We start from the raw sequence: 17,430 nt of genomic DNA, 5'->3' as shown, positions 1-17,430 counted from the left end.
TCGCCGTCAACAAGGACCCCGAAGCCCCCATCTTCGAACTCGTCGACTACGGCGTCGTCGGAGACCTCTTCACCGTCCTCCCCCAGCTCACCGACCAGGTGAAGGCCGGCTGACACCCCGTCACCACCCGTCCGGAAGGGCGCGACCGCCGCGGTCGCGCCCTTCCGGCGTTCCCGCCCCCGGACGCCCGCGTTTGCGCCTCCCCCACCGCAATCGTCTACAGTCACGTAGACGGTCTACTTTCCTGTAGACGCAGAGCGCCCTCCGGAGGCCACGCCGTGTACGCCCACTCCGCCCTGCTGGCGGTCAACCCGCTCGACGCGTCCTCCCTGCTCGCGGCGTTCGGCGCGCTCGGCATCGCCGCCGTCCTGTTCGCCGAGACCGGACTGCTGATCGGCTTCTTCCTGCCCGGCGACTCGCTGCTGTTCACCGCCGGACTGCTCTGCACGCCCGGCCTGCACTCCGGCCCGCACCTCGACCTCCCGCAGGTCCTCGCCGCCGCCGCCGTCGGCGCCCTCGCCGGTGCCCAGCTCGGCCACCTGCTCGGCCGCAAGGGCGGCCGCGCCCTGCTGGAACGCTCCCGCAACCGCCGCCTGCACGAGGGCGCGCAGCGCGCCGAGGAACTGCTCGCCCGCTACGGCCACGCCAAGGCGATCACGCTGGCCCGCTTCGTCCCCGTGGTCCGCACCGTCCTCAACCCGCTGGCCGGCGCCCTCGGCGTCCCCACCCGCACCTTCGCCCTCTGGCAGGCCGTCGGCGGCCTGGTCTGGACCGTCGGCCTGGTCCTCGCCGGGTACGCCCTCGGCTCCACGATCCCCAGCGTCGACCGCTACCTGCTCCCCGCCATCGCGCTCATCGTCGCGCTCTCGCTGCTCCCGCTGGCCCTCGAGTTCCGCCGCACCCGCGCCGCCCGCCGCTGACAGTCCCCACACGCGTAAACGCCCGCCGCCGACGGATCGTCGGCGGCGGGCGGTTTACGCCGGTGCGGCACTGGTCAGCGGACCACGTCGAAGACCTGCTTCTGCACGCCGTTGCCGTACACCGCGTGCTCGACCAGCTCCAGCTTCTGCGCGTCCTTGTCGGTGGTGCTGAACAGCCGCTTGCCGGCGCCGAGCAGCAGCGGGAAGACCAGCAGGTGGTAGCGGTCGATCAGGCCCGCGTCGGACAGCGCCCGGTTCAGGGTGGCGCTGCCGTGCACGATGATCGGGCCGCCCTCGGTCTCCTTCAGCGCGGCGACCTCGTCGAGCGAGCGCAGGATCGTGGTCTCGCCCCAGTTGGAGACGAGCCCGTCCTCGGTGAGGGTGGTCGAGACGACGTACTTCGGCACCGTCCGGTAGTGCGCGAACTCCGCCATGTCCGGCCAGACCGGGCTGAACGCCTCGTAGCTGACCCGGCCCATCAGGATCGCGGTCGACTCCGCCTGCTCGCGCTCCTTCAGCTCGAACGCCTCGGGCAGGAACTCGACGTCCTTGAACGTCCAGCCGGAGTTCCGGTAACCGGGCTCGCCGCCCGGGGCCTCCACGACGCCGTCGAGCGAGATGAAGGCGGTGCTGATCAGGGTGCGCATGGTGGTGCTCTCCTCGGTGTACGGATGTGACGTTTTCAGTGCGTTCTCGGTGCGGCGGCCGACGGGTTCAGGCGAGGACTCCGGTCAGCCAACTCGCCCACCCGGCTTCGGCGTCCGCGCCCGCCGGCGCCCCGGCGTCGAACAGGTGGTGGAACATCAGCACCAGGCCGGGGGCCTGATGGAAGGTGAACAGGCCGTCGCCGGTGCGGACCTCGAAGCGCTCCTCGTCGGCCCACGTGACCTCACCGGTCAGCGGCGGCAGCCCCGCCGGCTCGGCGTGCGCCCGGGCCCCGACCGTGACGGCGGCCGGCAGCGACAGCCCGCCGGCCAGCGCCGCCCGCACCTCCCGCCCGGGCCGCTCGCCCGTCTGCGCCATCGCGAAGACCGGCCGGCCGGCGCGCCCCGGGAAGTGCGCCAGGTACTCGCGCAGCGTGTGCAGGTGGAACGGCCAGCCGCGGCGCAGCGCGTCGTACTCGTCCTCCCAGTCGTCCCCCAGCATGCCGCTGTGGACGACGCGCAGCACCGCGCTGCCGCCCCCGCGCCCCTCGATGAGGTACTCGAAGGCCATGAACCGGCCGTCGTCGGCGGTACCCGTCCGGGTCGCGAAGCGCTTGCCGGGTTCGTACGCGGTGATCAGCGCCTCCTCCCGGTTGCCGCCGACGTCCATGACGGCGGCGCCGCCCTCGCGCGGCTCGACCTCGTTGCGGCCCATGAACCACGACTCGATGCCGGGGCCGGTGGCGATCGCCTCCCAGACCTGCTCCGGGTCGGCCGGCAGGACGATCTCCTGCGTGATCTCGAAGGGATGCGTCATCGGGGGCTCTCCTGTGCTGCGTCGGTACCGGGCCGGGCCGGCGGGTCGGGGATCTGGTGCAGGCCGACGACCATCCGGTGCCTGCGGCCCTGCGGGGCGGATTCGTCGTGGTACCGGCCGACCAGTGCGGCCACCGCCTGCGACAGCTCGTCGGCGAAGGCCGCCCGGTCGGCGGCGGAGGCGAACCGCACCTCCGCGTCGATCCCGAAGCTCGCCACCCGCTGGCCGGCCCGCGCCGCGCCCGTCAGCAGCGACCCGACCTCCTGCACCAGCCTGGCCCCGAGCGCCAGCAGCCACCGCGCCGAGAGCTGGTCGGGCGACCGCGCCGGATCCGGACTGACCGCGGCCAGCGCGCTCGGCGAGATCACGTACGACACCGCCGTGGCGCGGTACACCCGCTCCGTGACGTTGCCCTTCCGCCGCTCCTCGGCGAGCTCGACCAGGCCGTGCCGCTCCAGCTCCTTCAAGTGGTAGTTGACCTTCTGCCGGGGCAACCCCAGCCGCCCGGCCAGCATCGCGGCCGAACCGGGTTCGGCGAGCGCGGCGAGGATCCGCGACCGTATCGGATCCAGCGACGACTCGGCCGCGGCGGGCTCTTCGATCACAGCGACGTCCAGCACCTCTCCACCTCCGCATTCGCCCCCCGGCCCTTCCGGCGTGCCTCCAGCATCTCGCCGATCAGTTTTCCTGTCAAGACAAATTTTCTTGTCGGTTGCTTGCCGAGGTGGCCGGCACCGGCGGCTGACAGAATCCCCGCACGCCCCGCCCTTCGAAGAACGACGTGAACCACCGCGACCACCTGCTCCGCCTGCCACCCGCCGAACCGCCCCGCGCGGACGCGCCCAAGCCGCACCGGAACGCCTACCGCGCCACGCGACGCACGCCGTCCTGACCGCCGTCGCCGACTCCGCCCGGGTCGACCCCCTGGTGCCGCGCGGCTCCGTGGCACGCCGCTCCTGGTTCGGCGAGGCAGCCCGCGAGCCCGGCGACCTGGACTTCGTGGTCGTCCCTCCCGACCGCCAGATCGACGAGGGCCGCACCGCCGACCTGCTCCACTCCCTCCCCCGCGCCGTCCTCACCGGGGACTCGGCCCGCTTCCGCCCCGCGGACGCCGACGACCTGCCGGGCGGCCCGATCCACCCCGACTTGCTCTTCGGCGAGCACCTCCCGGTCCCGCCGGAGCCGTTCGAGGTCGTCCCGGACGCCCTCCTGCACGGACACCTTCGCCGGGCCGATCGCCGAACGGCGGCACTTCGCCGAGGAGTACCCGGGGCCTGGCCGCTCCCGAGGACGACTACGCCCGCCGCCCGTCCGCCGCCCTCGCCCCCACCTTCGCCGAGGCGCCGGACGCCGGCCGCGCCGCCTACTGGCGGGAGGGCCGGGTCTCCGCCCTGCGCGCCGTCCACGCCGCCCACGGCCGCGCCACCCAGGGCTGGCTGACCGCCCGCCAGGCCCACTTCGACCTGGCGCTGCGCCTCACCCGCGCGGCGCTCGCCCCGGCCGTCCCCGACGTCCCCGCCGACCCCGCTGACCCCGCTGACCCCGCCGAGAAGATGCGGAAGTGCCGCGCCCGGCGCCGTCCGGCCTGAACGCAGCCGCCCCGCGGGCCGGCTCCGGGTGCGGGAGCGGACGCGCGGGGCGTGACCGGACGGCGGGGTACGTGGCCCCGTCGCCCGGGTCTTGACGGCCGGTCAGAGGCGGACGAGTCCGGCGGTCGCGGTGGCGGGCTCCAGCGCGGGGCTGCCGGCGAAGGTCGCGGTGTAGGAGCCGTTCAGCAGGATCGCGGTCAGCGGGCACAGGCCGGTGCAGGAGGCGACGCCGTGGGCGTCGGTGACGGCGGTGCACACCGTGTGGGTGCCGACGGTGAAGGTGATGGTCCGGCCGGGCAGCGGCAGCCCGGTGGTGGTGTCGGTGAGCGTGGCCTGCGGGTGGAGGGTGATGTTCAGGCCGCCGCTCAGCGAGAACAGCAGCGGTTGCGCGGTGAGGCTGGTGGCGTCCCGGGTGTAGGTGTACCGGTCGGCCGCCGTGCTGGCGCTGGTGCCTGCGGGGGCGGTCACCGTGACGTCCACGGCGCCGGCTGCGGTGGCGGCGGGGGCGGTCGCGGTGATCGAGGTGGCGCTGTTCACCGTGAACGAGGTGGCCGCCGTGCCGCCGAAGGCGACGCCGGTCGCGCCGGTGAAGCCGGTGCCGGTGATCGTCACGGTGGTGCCGCCGGCCGCCGGCCCGGTGTTCGGGTTGACCGAGCCGACGGTCGGCGCGGCAGGTGCGGCCGGCGCGGCGATGGCGATCGCGATCGGGACGCTGCCGACGCCGATGTCCGCGGTGACGGTGTTGGTGGCGGTGTCGATCACCGAGACGGTGCCGTTGTTCTCGTTCGTGGCGTAGACGGCGGTCCCGGCCGGGTTGACGGCGAGGCCGACCGGGCCGCTGCGGCCGCCGATGGTGGCCGTGACGGTGTTGGTCGCGGTGTCGATCACGCTGATGCTGTTGCCACCCGTGTTGGCGACGTAGACGGCGTTGCCGGACGGCGTGACGGCGAGCGCCTGGGGGCTGCTGCCGACGCCGATGGTGGCCGTGACGGTGTTGGTGGCGGTGTCGATCACCGAGACCGTGTTGGGGCCGTGGTCGGCCACGTACGCGAAGGTCCCGGCGGGGTTGATCGCGACTCCGATCGGCTGCCGGCCGACGGGGACGGTGGACACGACGGTGTTGGTGGCGGTGTCGATCACCGAGACCGTGTTGCTGTACAGGTTGGTGACGTACGCCGTTCCGCCGGAGGGGGAGATCGCCACCTCGGCGGGACCGCTGCCGACCGGCACGGTGGCGGCGACGGTGTTGGCGGCCGTGCTGATCACGGAGACGGTGTTGTCCGACGCGTTGGCCACGTACACCGCGTTGCCGGACGGGGTGACCGCGATGCCGAGCGGGTCGTTGCCGACCGGGACGGTCGCGGTGACGGTGTTCGTGCCGGCGTCGATCACCGACACGCTGTTGCCGCCGGGGCCGAAGCCGGCGCCTCCGCTGCTGCCCTGGTTGGCGACGTACACGGTGTGGCCGGACGGTGCGATCGCCACCCCGGCCGGGACGACACCGACCGGGATGGTCGCGATCGTCGCGTTGGTGCCGGTGTCGACCACCGAGACGGTGTTGCTGCCGGCATTGGCGACGTAGGCCAGCGGGCCGCTCGCCGCGTGCGCGGGCTGCGCCGCCGCGACGCTCAGGCCCGCGACGGCCAGCGCGACCGCGCTCAGCAGCGCGCCCCATCGGCTGGCGCGGGGTGTACCGGATGTGTGAGACACGTGATCCCTCCGCATGGATCCGGCGCTCGCCCCGATGGCCCCGGCCGGGGCGCGGTGGACGGGACGGTGCGCTCCTTGCCGGGTTCGGAGGCCCCGGTGGCCGCACCGTCCCCATCGGGAGGTGCGCGCCGCCGTGGTCTCGCCCTGCGGTGATAGCCGGAACCTCCCGCTCCGGTCAACGGGTGGGGGCCCTTCCCGGCCATCCCGGAACCCGGCGCCACGCTCCCGGCCCCCCGCTCCGTCGCAGGCCGGGCCCGGACTTGCCCACCGCCGCGAATGGCCGGTTCACTGGGGCGCGAGGAGCACCCGCACGCCGGGTTGTCCGCCGACCGTCCTGGGGGAGAGAAGTGTCACCGACCGCCGCACCGACCACGCCGTTCGACGCCAACGAGCGCACCGCCTGGGCCGGGCGGGCCGACGCCTACGCCGCCACGTTCGGGCGGCTCTGTGCCCACACCGTTCCCGAACTCCTGGACGCTGCCGGGGTGTTCACCGGAACCCGGCTGCTGGACGTGGGCACCGGGCCGGGCACCGTCGCCGCCGCGGCGTGCGACCGCGGTGCGGAGGTGCACGCCGTGGACGCCGAACCGAGCATGGTCGAACTCGCCCGCCGCACCGCCCCGGCCGCGCACGTCGAACTCGCCGCCCTGCCGGAACTCCCCTTCCCGGACGCCCGGTTCGACGCGGTGGTGGCCAACTTCGTCCTCAACCACGTCGGCCGTCCGCTGCTCGCCCTCGCCGAACTCCGCCGTGTGCTGCGGCCGGGCGGGCGCCTCGCCCTGACCATCTGGTCCGGCACGCCGGGCGCGGGCCAGGCCCTGATCCCGCAGGCACTCCAGGCGGCCGGCGCCGTCCGCCCGCCGCACCTGGGCCCGCTCGACCCGGCCGACGACTTCCCCCGCACCCCGGACGGCCTGGCCGCCCTCCTCGGCACTGCGGGCCTCCGCGACGCCAACTGCCGCACCCTGCACTGGGACCACCGCGCGACCGCCGACGCCTGGTGGTCCGGCCCGGCCTCCGGCGTCGCCACCATCGGCCTCACCCTGCTCGCCCAGACCCCCCGGGTCCGGGCCGAGGCCCGCCGCCACTACGACCGTCTCGCCGCCGCCTTCCGCACCCCGGCCGGCACCCTCGCCCTCCCCCACAGCGCCCTGCTCGCCACCGCCACCCGCTGAGCCGTGGGGGGCGTGCCCGGTCCGGTCGCCCCGCCCCGACAGCCCGTCACCAGTCGCGCGGCGCGATCAGCTCCTCCACATCCGCCTCGGCGAAGCCGTACGCCGCCGCGACGAACGCGAAGTCGGCGCCGATCGCGTCCCGGGCGACCGTCTCGATTTCGCTGTCGGCCTCCTCGAAGTCCTCGGCCAGCTCGTTGAACTCCTCCGTCGCGGCATGGGTCAGCGCGTACAACTCCCCCAGCCCGGCCGGACGTTCGGCCTCGATCCGTTCGCACAGCGCGCGCAGCACCGCACGGCCCCGCTCGACCAGGTGCGGCGGGTAGTACGCGTCCCCGGCCAGCTCCCGCAGGAACTCGTGCCCCGCCGCCCGCTCGTTCGTGATCGCCATCCGGCCGCTCCGTCCACTCGCACTCGAAGGTCTGTCGGTGCCGATCATCGCCGCCGGCACTGACAGACCGCCGGCGCGGCTCAGGACGCGGGAGCGGGCCCGTGCAGGAGTTCGTCGACCTCGCGGCGCGGGGTGGCCGCGCCGGGCGGGCCGTAGCCGACGCGGAGGACCACCTGGACGGTGCCGACTCCGGACTCGGGGTTGCGCAACCGCCAGCGGGTCTCGGGGAGTTCGACGGCCTGGTGGAGGACGGAGACCCGCAGGCCGTTCGCGGTGGCGACCAGCCAGACGCGTTCCATGGCCTGTCCGGCCCTCAGCCAGTCGGCCGCCGTGTCGCCGCGCGTGGAGATGGTCAGCAACTGCGGGAGCGCCTCGAAGCGTTGCGACCCGGCGGGTCCGCGGCCGGTGAAGTCCCGCATGGGGACGCGTGCTTCGTGGTCCTGCGGCCCGAGCGCCGCGACCGGGATGCCGTCCGCGGCGGGCTCGCCGCGCAGCCAACTACCGGTCTCCGCAAGGCGGGCGGCGTCCGCGACGATCTGCGCCTCGGCCTCCGTGATGAGGGCGAGGACGCGGCGCGCCTCGGCCTCCTCCAGCGCGTCGAGCGCGGTGTCCTCGGCGGCCGCGGCCGCGATCAGCTCTCCGATCACGGCCTCGGGGACGTCCCGGTTGTTGAACGGCTCCCGGCTGGAGTGCCGCAGCGCGATCACGTCGGCCAACTCGGCGGTCTCGTCCGGGACTCCGCGCGGGCCGAAGTGCACCACCGCGACCGGGGAGTCCGCCTCGACGGGGCCGGGCAGCAGTTCCAGCTCCTCCACCGGCAGGCCCTGCCGGGCGGCGGCGACCCGCAGGTTGAACAGGGCCGCGCCGACCGACAGCATCAGGCCGCGACCCTCCGGGTCGGCCAGCGGCACCGCCCGCTGCGGGTCGGCGAACACCAGTACCCCGTGGCCGTCGTCGGCCGCCCGGAACTGCCAGGGCTGCGTGTTGTGCAGTGACGGTGCGGCCCCGGCCGCCGCCACCAGCACCCGCAGCTCCTGCACGCTCAGCGTTGCGCCCGGCCCGCCCCTCGCACCAGCCGTCGACTCGGCCATCGCGGATCACTCCTCGCCGCATCCTCGTCGCATGCCACGTGTCCCTGCGTGGAGTTCCACGTGTCCCTGTGCATGAGCGTGCGCCTCGGCCGGGCCGTCCCGGTAGGGCCCAAAGGCCCGCCCACGACGACCTCCGCCCCTTTTTCGCAGCCCCCTCCCGCTGCCCGACCGCCCGGCCCGGCAGCCCCCTCCCGCCGCCCGACCGCCCCGTGGCCCGGTCAGGCCGCCCGACCGCCCGGCCCGTGGCCCGCTCAGGCCGTGGCGGTGCGCCGGACGAACACCTCCAGCCGGGCCGCTTCCAGAGCGGTCGCCACCGCGCCGAGCAGCACCGCGTCCTCGCCGAGCGTGCTGGCCGCCAGCCGGGGCCGCAGGGTGCAGGTGCGGTGCAGCGCCTCCTCCAGCGGCGGCAGCACCAGGTCCGCACTGCGGCCGAGGCCGCCGCCCAGCACGAGCAGGTCGGGGTCGGCGACGGCCGTCACCATGGCGACGGCGAAGGCGAGTTGCTGGGCGTGCTGGACGATCGCGGCCCGCGCGGCGGGGTCTCCCGTGCGGGCCGCCTCGCAGACCTGCTCGGCGGTGGTGACGCTGGTCAGTCCTAGCCGCCAGGCCTCGCCGACCACGGCGTCCGCCGCCACCACCTGCTCCAAATAGACGTCCTGACGTTCCGTCATGTCATGTCGGACCGACGGAAGTTGCAGCATCCCTATCTCGCCGGCCGCGCCGTGCGCCCCGGTCCACAGCTCGCCGTCGCGCACCAGGCCGACGCCGACGCCGGTCCCCACCAGCAGGTAGGCGAAGACCGAACTGCCCGCGCCGGCACCGTAGGTGTACTCGCCGAGCGCCGCGAGGTTGGCGTCGTTGCCGACCTGGACGGGCATGCCGAGGCCGTCCGCGATCCGGTCGAACAGGCCGGGCCGGGCCCAGCCGGGCAGGTGCGCGGCGTGCCGCATCACGCGGTGGCACTCGTCCCACACGCCGGGGCTGCCGATCACCGCCCGCACCACGCCGTCCACCGGGCCGTCGCCGCCGAGTCCGGCGTCGGCGAGGGTGTCCCGGGCGGTGGCGACCAGCGCGTCCGCGACGGAGGGGCCGGTCCGGCCGCGATTGGGGACGTCCCGGCGGGCGACCACCCGGCCGGCCAGGTCGGCGACGGCGACCCGCAGCCGGGCCCGGCCGACGTCCATCCCCAGCACGTGCCCCGCGCCCGGGTCGGCCCGGTACAGGACGGCGGTGCGGCCCCGGTCGGGGGCCAGCGTGCCGGCCTCGCGGACCAGTCCGGCGGTCTCCAGCGAGCCCAGCGCGGCGGACACGGTCGGCTTCGACAGGCCGGTGTCGCGGGCGAGTTGGGCCCGCGAGGACGGCCCGCCGGTGCGCAGCAGCTCCAGCAGCAGCCACTCGTTGTTGCTGCGCAGCCGCTGCCGGTTCCACCGGGCGGGCTCCGCGGGCAGGCCGGTCGGTTGCCTCCGGACGGCGGGCATCGCAGGGGGGTGGGTCACGGTTCCTCTTCTCCGGTCGGACAGTCCGCCCGCCCCCGCCGGCAACACCGCCACACTTCTCGCTCTCGTGCTCGTCCAGGTCGTCACCCGCGCCCGTGCCCGGGGCATCGACGCGGCCGCCCGGCGCCGGCCCGCTCCCGGCACCCGCGGCACGGTGATGGTACCGACACCTGCCGTCACGGCTGACGTACCGTACCGTTCATGGAATTCCGTCACCTGGGCCGCAGCGGCCTGATCGTCAGTGAGATCGCCTACGGCAATTGGCTCACCCACGGCTCGCAGGTCGAGGAGGACACCGCGGCCGCCTGCATCCGGGCCGCCCTCGACGCGGGCATCACCACCTTCGACACCGCCGACGTGTACGCGGAGACCCGCGCCGAGTCGGTCCTCGGCCGGGCCCTCAAGGGCGAGCGCCGCGAGGGCCTGGAGATCCTCACCAAGGTGTTCTGGCCGACCGGCCCCGGCCGCAACGACCGCGGGCTGGGCCGCAAGCACGTCATGGAGTCGATCGACAACTCGCTGCGCCGCCTGCAGACCGACTACGTCGACGTCTACCAGGCGCACCGCTACGACCCGTCGACTCCGCTGGAGGAGACCATGGAGGCGTTCGCCGACGTGGTCCGCTCCGGCAAGGCGCTGTACATCGGCGTGTCGGAGTGGACCGCCGACCAGATCCGGGCGGGCCACGCGCTCGCCCGCGAGCTGCGCGTCCCGTTCGTCTCCAACCAGCCGCAGTACAGTGCGCTGTGGCGGGTCATCGAGGGCGAAGTCGTCCCGGTGTCCGAGGAGTTGGGTCTCGGGCAGGTCGTCTGGTCGCCGATCGCGCAGGGCGTTCTCACCGGCAAGTACCGGCCGGGGGCCGAGCCGCCGGCCGGTTCCCGCGCCACCGACGACAAGGGCGGCGCGAACTTCGTCGCCCGCTGGCTGCGCGACGACGTGCTGGAGCGCGTCCAGCTGCTGCGTCCGCTCGCCGACCAGGCGGGGCTGTCGCTCGCCCAGCTGGCCGTCGCCTGGGTGCTGCAGAACCCCAACGTGTCGGCCGCGATCATCGGCGCCTCCCGGCCCGAGCAGGTCACCGAGAACGTGAAGGCCGCCGGCGTGAAGCTGGAGCCGGAGCTGCTCGCCGCGATGGACGAGATCCTCGCCCCCGTGGCCGTGTTCGACCCGGCGATGACGGCGGAGAACGCCCCCAAGGCGCGCCCCTGACCCCGCCACCGCTACCCCGCCGGGCGGCGCCGCACGGATCCGCGGCCCCGCCCGGCGGGTGCCGGGACGGGTGCCGCCCGGCGCTCGGTTCCGGCGCCGGTCAGGGGGTGAGCTCGCCGCCGGTCTCCCCGCCGGGCAGGCCCGTTGGCGGCGCGTCCGTGGACGGCAGGTCCTGCTGGGCCCAGATGGTCTTGCCGTGCCGGGCGAACCTGGTGCCCCAGCGCTGCGCCAACTGCCCGATGATGAACAGTCCGCGGCCGCCCTCGTCGGTGCTCTTGGCGCGGCGCAGGTGCGGGGTGCTGTCCGAACTGTCCGACACCTCGCAGATCAGGCCCTGGTCGCGGATCAGCCGCAGCCGGATCGGCGGCTTGCCGTACCGGATCGCGTTGGTGACCAGCTCGCTGACGATCAGGTCGGTGGCGAACTCGAGCTCCGTCAACCCCCAGGCGGCGAGCTGGTGTTCGCTCAGCCGTCGGGCGGTGCGCACCACCGCCGGGTCGTCGGGCAGCGTCCACACCGCCACCTGCTCGTCGGGCAGTGCCCGGGTCCGTGCCAGCAGCAGGACGGCGTCCTCCCGCTGGCGTTCGGGCAGCAGCGCGTACACCACCCGGTCGCACAGGTCGCGCAGGTGCTCCTCGCCGGCCCGGGCCAGTGACCGTTCCAGCACCCCGCGCTGCTCGGCCGGGCTGTCCGCCTGCGCCTGCCGGTCGTCCTTGCGGCGGGCCCGGCCGGACATCAGCCCTTCGGTGTACAGGGCCAGCACGCTGCCCGGCTCCAGTTCGACGGTGGCCGTCTCGTAGCAGCTGTCGCCGCAGCCCAGCGGCAGTGCGGGTTCGACCGGGAACGGCGTCGGCATGCCGTCCGGGCCGACCAGGACCGGGCCGTGGTGCCCGGCGGACGCGGCGGTGCAGGTCCGCGAGATCGGGTCGTACACCAGGTACAGGCAGGAGGCGAGGCCGTCGGGCAGCCCGTCCGCGCCCGGCGGCAGGCTGCCGCGCTGCTCGTCGGTCAGCACCCGGGCCGCGTCGTCCAGGCGCACCAGCAGTTCGTCCGGCGGCAGGTCCTGGACGGCCAGGGTGCGCAGCGCGGTGCGGAGTTGACCCATCAGCGCGGCGGCCTCGATGCCGTTGCCGGTGACGCTGCCGATCGCCAGTCCGACCCGGGCGGCGGACAGCGGGACGATGTCGTACCAGTCGCCGCCGGGGCCGACCGCACCGGGAAGGTAGACCTGCGCGCTCTCCAGGGCGCTCAGCTCGGACGGTTCCCTGGGCAGCAGTTGGCGTTGCAGCGTGGTCGCGATCGACCGTTCCCGCGCGTAGCTGCGGGCCTTGTCGATGGAGAGCGCGCCGCGTTCGGCGAGTTCGACCGCCAGTTGCAGGTCGGCCTCCTCGAACGGTTCCGGCCGTTGGCTGCGGTAGAGCGCGAGCAGGCCGAGCACCGCGTCGTGCACCACCAGCGGCGCGACGATCATCGAGTGCACGCCGAGTTCGGCCAGCCGCCGCGCCCGGTCGGGGTCGGCGGTCAGCCAGTCCGTGTCCCGGCCGAGTCGGCTCACCAGCCGCGCCCGGGCGTCGTCCAGCACCTGGCTGTACGGCGTGGGCACCGGGTACGTGGACAGTTCGCCGTACGGGATCGGGCCCCGGTCGGCGGCGGGCCGGCCGTGGCCGCGGGCGGCCCGGTAGGCGAAGCGGCGCAGCGGTGCGGCCGGGTCGACCGGGGCGGGCCGGGGCGGCAGTCCGCGCAGCGGCTCGTCGAGCAGGTCGACGGTGGCGATGTCGGCGAGGCGCGGGACGGCGACGTCGGCGAGTTCCTGTGCGGAGCCGACGGCGTCGAGGGAGGCGCCGATCTGCCGGTGCGCGGTGTGCAGGATGTCGACGCGGTCGAGGGCGGCCTGCTGTTCGGTGACGTCCTCGACGGCGGCGACCAGGTGGTGACGGCCGTCGTCGGTGACGATCCGGAAGAACGAGACGGCGCCGGTCAGGTCGCGGCAGGGTTCGGTGGTGGTGCGGCCGCGGACCAGGTGGCCGCGGATCCAGTCGCCGTCGTCGAGTGCCTGCCGGGCGAGTGCCCGGAGTTCGGCGTCGTCGAAGCCGGGCGCGAAGTCGCAGGGGTTGCCGTCGAGTTCGCGTCCGACCCGGCTCTGGTCGGCCCGGGCGGCGGCGTTGTGGCGCACCACCCGGAGGTCCTCGTCGAGCAGGTAGAGCGCGACCGGGGTCTGTTCGAACAGGGAGTCGAGCAGGGCGATGCCCACGGCCGGGTCGGTGCCGCCCCGGCCGGGGGCCGGGTCGGGTCGGCGCTCCGGGTCGTGCGCGGGGTGGACCTCGGCCGGCGTTCGGTCGGTGTGTTCCATGCCGTGCCTCCGCTCCGGGCGGCCCGGGTCCGGCCGGCCGTTCGTGCCGTTCATCGCTGCCTGCCTTTCGCCGGGGCCGTCGGCGCGGGACGGAACGCGATCATGGCGATGTCGTCGCGGACGTCGACGACCCGGCCGGTCAGGTGTTCGCACAGCTCGGCGAGGGGGCGGTGGCGGGCCTGGGCGGCGGCTTCGCAGAGTCGGGCGATGCCGTCGTTGAGGTGTTCGCCGGGGACTTCGACCAGGCCGTCGGTGTAGAACAGCAGCGTCTCGCCGGGGCCGACCGGGTCGCGGTGGGTGACCCGGGGGCGGCCGGGGTCGACGCACAGCGGGACGTCGGCGTCCTCGGCGACCAGCAGTCGCGGCGGGCCGGTGACGGGGACCAGCACGGGCGGCGGATGGCCGGCGTTGCTCCACTCGACCTCCCAGCCGCCGTCCGCGCCGTGCCGGGTGAGCCGGGCGTGCACGGCGGTGGCGAAGCTGCCGACGCCGAGCCCTTCGGCGGCGGTGTCGAGTTCGCGCAGCGTGTCGGCGGGGGTGTGGCCGTGCGGCCGGGTGTAGGCGATGGAGCGGAGCATGGCGCGCAGCTGGCCCATGGTGGTGGCGGCGGCGAGGTCGTGTCCGGCGACGTCGCCGATGGTCATGGCGAGCGAGCCGTCGGGGAGGGTGAACGCGTCGTACCAGTCGCCGCCGACCTCGACGTTGCGGCTGCCGGGGCGGTAGCGGGCGGCGAGGTCGGCGCCGCCGATCCGGGGCGGGGTGGTGAGCATGGCGCGCTGCAGGACGACGGCGGCGTGCCGGAGGCGCTGCAGGGCGAGTGCTTGGCGCAGCGGGGCCTGGGCGCGTTGCAGGACTTCGTGCTGGAGGTCGACGTCGGCGGGCCCCGGCGGGGGTGCGCCTTCGCAGTTGGCGGTGGCGGCGAGGGCGACCACGGCGCCGTCGACGACGATCGGCAGCAGGGTGAGGCTGGTGGCGCCGGCGCGGCGCAGCCAGCGGGCGGAGATCTCCGGGAGGGTGCCGGCGGGGATGTCGCCCCCGGCGAAGTCGAGCACGACGGGGGTGCGGTCGGAAAGCGCTTTCCGGGCGCGTTCGCCGAGGGTGAAGGTCTGCCGGTTGATGGCCGGCAGCGGGGGCAGTCCGGGGCGGGCGACGGAGGCGATCCGGGTGGCGACGACCTCGCCGCCGGCGGCGTCGGGTTCGCGCAGCAGGTAGACGGCGCAGACGTCGGTGAGGTCGGGGACGACGGTGGTGGCGAGGGCGGCGAAGGCGTCCTCGGGGCGTTCGGCCTCGGTGACGGCGCCGGCCCGGGCGAGCAGCCGTTCCCGCAGGCGGTTGCGCCACTGGTCCTCGATGTCGGCGGTGGTGCCGATCCATTCGGCCTGCCCGCCGTCACGGGCGATGGGAACGGCGCGGGCCCGGACGTGCCGGTAGCCGCCGTCCGCGCCGCGCACCCGGAAGATGTGTTCGAACGCGGTGGGTAGGTCGCGCGCCGCGTCGGCCCAGCGGGTGGCGACCTGGTCGCGGTCCTGGGGGTGGATGACCTCCAGCCAGCCGGAGCCGACCGCTTCGGCGAAGGGCTGGCCGGTGAGGGCCTCCCAGCCGGGGACGAGTTCGCAGGCGCTGCCGTCGGCGTGGACCAGCCACACCATCTGGGCGGCGGCGGTCATCAGCGCCTCGTAGCGCTGCAGGGCCTGCAGTCGTTCGGCGGACAGGCGTTCGGCTTCGTGGGCGGAGTGCAGTTCGGCGGTGGTGTCGATGGCGGTGGCGAGGATTCCGGGGCCGTCCCGGGTGGTGGCGGGCGAGCAGGAGTAGACGAAGTGCCGGTGGACGGTGCCCCCGTCCGGGCAGGCGAGGGTGCGCGGGGCGGTGACCTGCCGGGCGGTGCCGTCGGCGAGGACGGCGTCGAGGGTGGCGACGAAACGTTCGGCGCCCGGCTCCGTGAACACCTCACGGGCCGGGACGCCGAGGGGGCGTTCGCCGAACAGGTCGCGGAACGCGTCGTTGTAGTAGACCAGCCGGTGGTCGTGTCCGGTGGTCAGCGCGATCGCCACGATGGCGCGGTCGAACACCTCGGGGGTCAGTTGTGTGTCCGGCACCCCGCCGGTCCTCCTCCCACCCGCCTGTCGGCGCGGCGCTCAGGCGAGCAGCTTGTCCTTCGCCGCCCGGAACTCGTCCTCGGAGATGGCGCCGCTGTTCTTCAGGTCGGTGAGCCGGGAGAGTTCGGCGACGTGCCGGGCCCCGGCGTCCTGCTGGTCGGTGCCGGCGGCCTTGCGGATGTACTCCTGGAAGTTGCCCTCGGCCTGCGCGGCGAGCGCCCGGTCGCGGTTGCCCATGGACTTGCCGCGGGCGATCAGGTAGGCGAGGACGCCGATGTAGGGCAGCACGATGACGAAGATCGTCCAGCCTGCCTTGCCCCAGCCGCCCATGTCATGGCTGCGGAAGATGTCGGTGATCACCTTGAACAGCAGGAAGAACCAGAGGATCCACAGGAACAGCCACATCATCGTCCAGAACAGGTCGAGCAGCGGATAGTCGTCCATCGAGAGGCTCCCTTTCCACAGGTCATTCGAGAGGTATCACCACATTCCGGGCACCGCACGTCGGCCGCCGGACACGGACGGACCGGCACGCGGGCGCAGACGGACGGGGCCCGGGCGGGGCGGGCGGGGACGGACGGGGCGGGCGGGGGCCGGGCGGTGCCGGGACGGCACGGGCGGGGCCCGGACGGCACGGGCGGGGGCCGGACAGCCACGGGCGGGGGCCGGCAGGGACCTGGTGTCAGCGGCCGTTCGGGGCGATCCGCCAGGCGAGCAGCACCACCGAGAAGGAGGCGGCGCTGAAGCCGGTAGCCCACCCGGCGGTGCCGGTGTCGCCGCGCAGCCGGGCGTCGGTGGCGACGGTGAGCGCCCGCAGCTGGCCGGTGACGACGGTGGCGGCGAGGGCGACGCGGGCGGCGAGGACCGCTGAGCGTTCCGGCTACTGGTCGGTTCCCGCGTCGGGGCCGGGGCCCGTCGCAGTGACCCGGGCGTCCGCACAGTCGGAGGCCGGACCTCCTCGACGACGGACGCGAATGAGCGGGCTGCCGCCGTGCACATCCGGTGATCCGACAGCGGCGCGTCGCCGATCCGAACAGTCACCCGCCCCGGCGCGCCGTCAATACGCCTTGCAGCGCCAATGACTGATGGTCCGTCAGGCCACTTGCGGCGGTTGGACGTAACGCCCGCCGTCAATTAGAGTACTACTTCATGTTGAAGGACGTATATAACTCGCCCGCCCCCGATTCCCCCCTCGCCCAGGACCCCGACGGCCACCTCTACGACCCGGGTGTGCGCAGCTCGATGAGCGCGTTCGCCCTCGGCGAGGACACCCTCGCACTGGAAGCGGCCGCCGCCGTCCGCTCCGCGTCGCAGTCCATCGACCGTCTCCGCGCCCACGGCGCCGGTGGCCGCGGCCTCAGTTCCGGCGGCCTCGACCTGCTCACCCGGCTCGGCACCGCCGGCGAACACGGCCTCACCATCGGCGAATTGGCCCGCGCCGCCGGAGTCAGCTCCCGCAACGTCACCGGCCTGGTCGACACCCTCGAACGAGAGGCCCTCGCCCGCCGAGTCCGACACCCCGAGGACCGGCGCTCCGTCCGCGTCACCATCACCCCCGCCGGCCGCGACTGGCTCGACGCCTTCCGAATCCCCACCCAACGCGCCATGTCCGCACTCTTCCGCGGCTTCACCCCCGACGAACTCGCCCAATTCCGCCACCTGTGCCTGCGCCTCGTCACCAACCAGCAACACCTGGAGCACTACTTGGGCAACGGCCAGCAGCCCTCCCAGTGACCACCGACCCCTGAGACGCACTACGCAGGCACACATCTTCGCCGGACCACCAGGCGCTGCCCGAAGGCGCGTCAACGTACCCCCACACCAAGCGCGTTGGCGCGCAGCAACTCCTCGGCGACCCCGATCCGACCGCAGGCCACCACCGTCACACAGCACCAGAGGCGGCGGACCCACCCATCCCGGCCAGCGGAACGCAAACAATGCTCAGCGC

General features: G+C 74.5%; 14 protein-coding genes and 1 pseudogene. 5 read left to right on the top strand and 10 right to left on the bottom strand.

Annotated elements, in window-relative coordinates; all coding sequences use genetic code 11:
- Both ACFV1L_RS33610 and ACFV1L_RS33605 read left to right on the top strand, forming a co-directional pair.
- A pseudogene (locus ACFV1L_RS33610) lies at positions 1 to 113 on the top strand (electron transfer flavoprotein subunit alpha/FixB family protein); the annotation flags it as partial.
- Positions 114 to 278: 165 nt separating this feature from the next.
- Positions 279 to 920 (top strand): DedA family protein, encoded by a 642-nt coding sequence (locus ACFV1L_RS33605; protein ID WP_380373371.1) that lies wholly within the window; start codon positions 279 to 281, stop codon positions 918 to 920.
- A gap of 74 nt (positions 921 to 994) precedes the next feature.
- Here ACFV1L_RS33605 and ACFV1L_RS33600 read toward each other — a convergent pair whose 3' ends face one another.
- The 4 genes from ACFV1L_RS33600 to ACFV1L_RS33585 all read right to left on the bottom strand — a co-directional run bounded on the left by ACFV1L_RS33600 (position 995) and on the right by ACFV1L_RS33585 (position 5,680).
- Positions 995 to 1,567 (bottom strand): dihydrofolate reductase family protein, encoded by a 573-nt coding sequence (locus ACFV1L_RS33600; RefSeq protein WP_380373369.1) that lies wholly within the window; start codon positions 1,565 to 1,567, stop codon positions 995 to 997.
- A gap of 67 nt (positions 1,568 to 1,634) precedes the next feature.
- Positions 1,635 to 2,381, bottom strand: a complete 747-nt coding sequence (locus ACFV1L_RS33595; RefSeq protein WP_380373367.1) for an SRPBCC domain-containing protein — start codon at positions 2,379 to 2,381, stop codon at positions 1,635 to 1,637.
- Positions 2,378 to 3,001, bottom strand: coding sequence for an ArsR/SmtB family transcription factor (locus ACFV1L_RS33590; protein ID WP_380373364.1), 624 nt, complete (start codon positions 2,999 to 3,001; stop codon positions 2,378 to 2,380). Before ACFV1L_RS33590 ends, ACFV1L_RS33595 begins: the two co-directional genes overlap by 4 nt.
- Positions 3,002 to 4,072: 1,071 nt before the next feature.
- On the bottom strand, positions 4,073 to 5,680 hold the full coding sequence (locus ACFV1L_RS33585) for a beta-propeller fold lactonase family protein (RefSeq protein WP_380373361.1): 1,608 nt from the start codon (positions 5,678 to 5,680) through the stop codon (positions 4,073 to 4,075).
- A gap of 347 nt (positions 5,681 to 6,027) precedes the next feature.
- On the opposite strand from ACFV1L_RS33585, the gene ACFV1L_RS33580 reads away from it, so the two are divergent.
- On the top strand, positions 6,028 to 6,855 hold the full coding sequence (locus tag ACFV1L_RS33580) for a class I SAM-dependent methyltransferase (RefSeq protein ID WP_380373358.1): 828 nt from the start codon (positions 6,028 to 6,030) through the stop codon (positions 6,853 to 6,855).
- Between the two features lie 46 nt (positions 6,856 to 6,901).
- Here the strand turns inward: ACFV1L_RS33580 and ACFV1L_RS33575 are convergent, their stop codons facing one another.
- From ACFV1L_RS33575 to ACFV1L_RS33565, 3 genes are all read right to left on the bottom strand, one after another.
- On the bottom strand, positions 6,902 to 7,243 hold the full coding sequence (locus tag ACFV1L_RS33575) for a DUF5713 family protein (protein WP_380373356.1): 342 nt from the start codon (positions 7,241 to 7,243) through the stop codon (positions 6,902 to 6,904).
- An 80-nt stretch (positions 7,244 to 7,323) separates the two neighbouring features.
- Positions 7,324 to 8,334, bottom strand: coding sequence for an Acg family FMN-binding oxidoreductase (locus tag ACFV1L_RS33570; protein WP_380373353.1), 1,011 nt, complete (start codon positions 8,332 to 8,334; stop codon positions 7,324 to 7,326).
- 251 nt (positions 8,335 to 8,585) lie between these two features.
- Positions 8,586 to 9,830 carry an ROK family transcriptional regulator gene (locus ACFV1L_RS33565; RefSeq protein WP_380373350.1) on the bottom strand — a complete coding sequence of 415 codons (1,245 nt, stop codon included), beginning with the start codon at positions 9,828 to 9,830 and terminating at the stop codon, positions 8,586 to 8,588.
- A gap of 201 nt (positions 9,831 to 10,031) precedes the next feature.
- On the opposite strand from ACFV1L_RS33565, the gene ACFV1L_RS33560 reads away from it, so the two are divergent.
- Complete coding sequence (locus ACFV1L_RS33560) at positions 10,032 to 11,036, top strand: aldo/keto reductase family protein (protein ID WP_380373349.1); 1,005 nt, start codon at positions 10,032 to 10,034, stop codon at positions 11,034 to 11,036.
- Between the two features lie 100 nt (positions 11,037 to 11,136).
- Here ACFV1L_RS33560 and ACFV1L_RS33555 read toward each other — a convergent pair whose 3' ends face one another.
- From ACFV1L_RS33555 to ACFV1L_RS33545, 3 genes are read right to left on the bottom strand one after another with little or no spacing between them, the layout of a single operon-like run.
- The gene (locus tag ACFV1L_RS33555; RefSeq protein WP_380373346.1) at positions 11,137 to 13,386 is read right to left on the bottom strand and encodes a SpoIIE family protein phosphatase; all 2,250 of its coding nucleotides are present in this window, start codon (positions 13,384 to 13,386) and stop codon (positions 11,137 to 11,139) included.
- A 50-nt stretch (positions 13,387 to 13,436) separates the two neighbouring features.
- A complete protein-coding gene (locus ACFV1L_RS33550) occupies positions 13,437 to 15,482 on the bottom strand; it encodes a SpoIIE family protein phosphatase (protein ID WP_380373343.1) in 2,046 nt (681 codons plus the stop codon).
- Between the two features lie 39 nt (positions 15,483 to 15,521).
- A complete protein-coding gene (locus tag ACFV1L_RS33545; protein ID WP_380373340.1) occupies positions 15,522 to 15,926 on the bottom strand; it encodes an SHOCT domain-containing protein in 405 nt (134 codons plus the stop codon).
- Positions 15,927 to 16,631: 705 nt separating this feature from the next.
- On the opposite strand from ACFV1L_RS33545, the gene ACFV1L_RS33540 reads away from it, so the two are divergent.
- A complete protein-coding gene (locus ACFV1L_RS33540) occupies positions 16,632 to 17,216 on the top strand; it encodes a MarR family winged helix-turn-helix transcriptional regulator (protein WP_380373337.1) in 585 nt (194 codons plus the stop codon).
- Positions 17,217 to 17,430 lie beyond the last annotated feature (214 nt).

The sequence above is a fragment of the Kitasatospora sp. NPDC059646 genome, assembly GCF_042734615.1.
Lineage (GTDB): Bacteria > Actinomycetota > Actinomycetes > Streptomycetales > Streptomycetaceae > Kitasatospora.
This window is presented reverse-complemented; position numbering and strand designations above follow the sequence as displayed.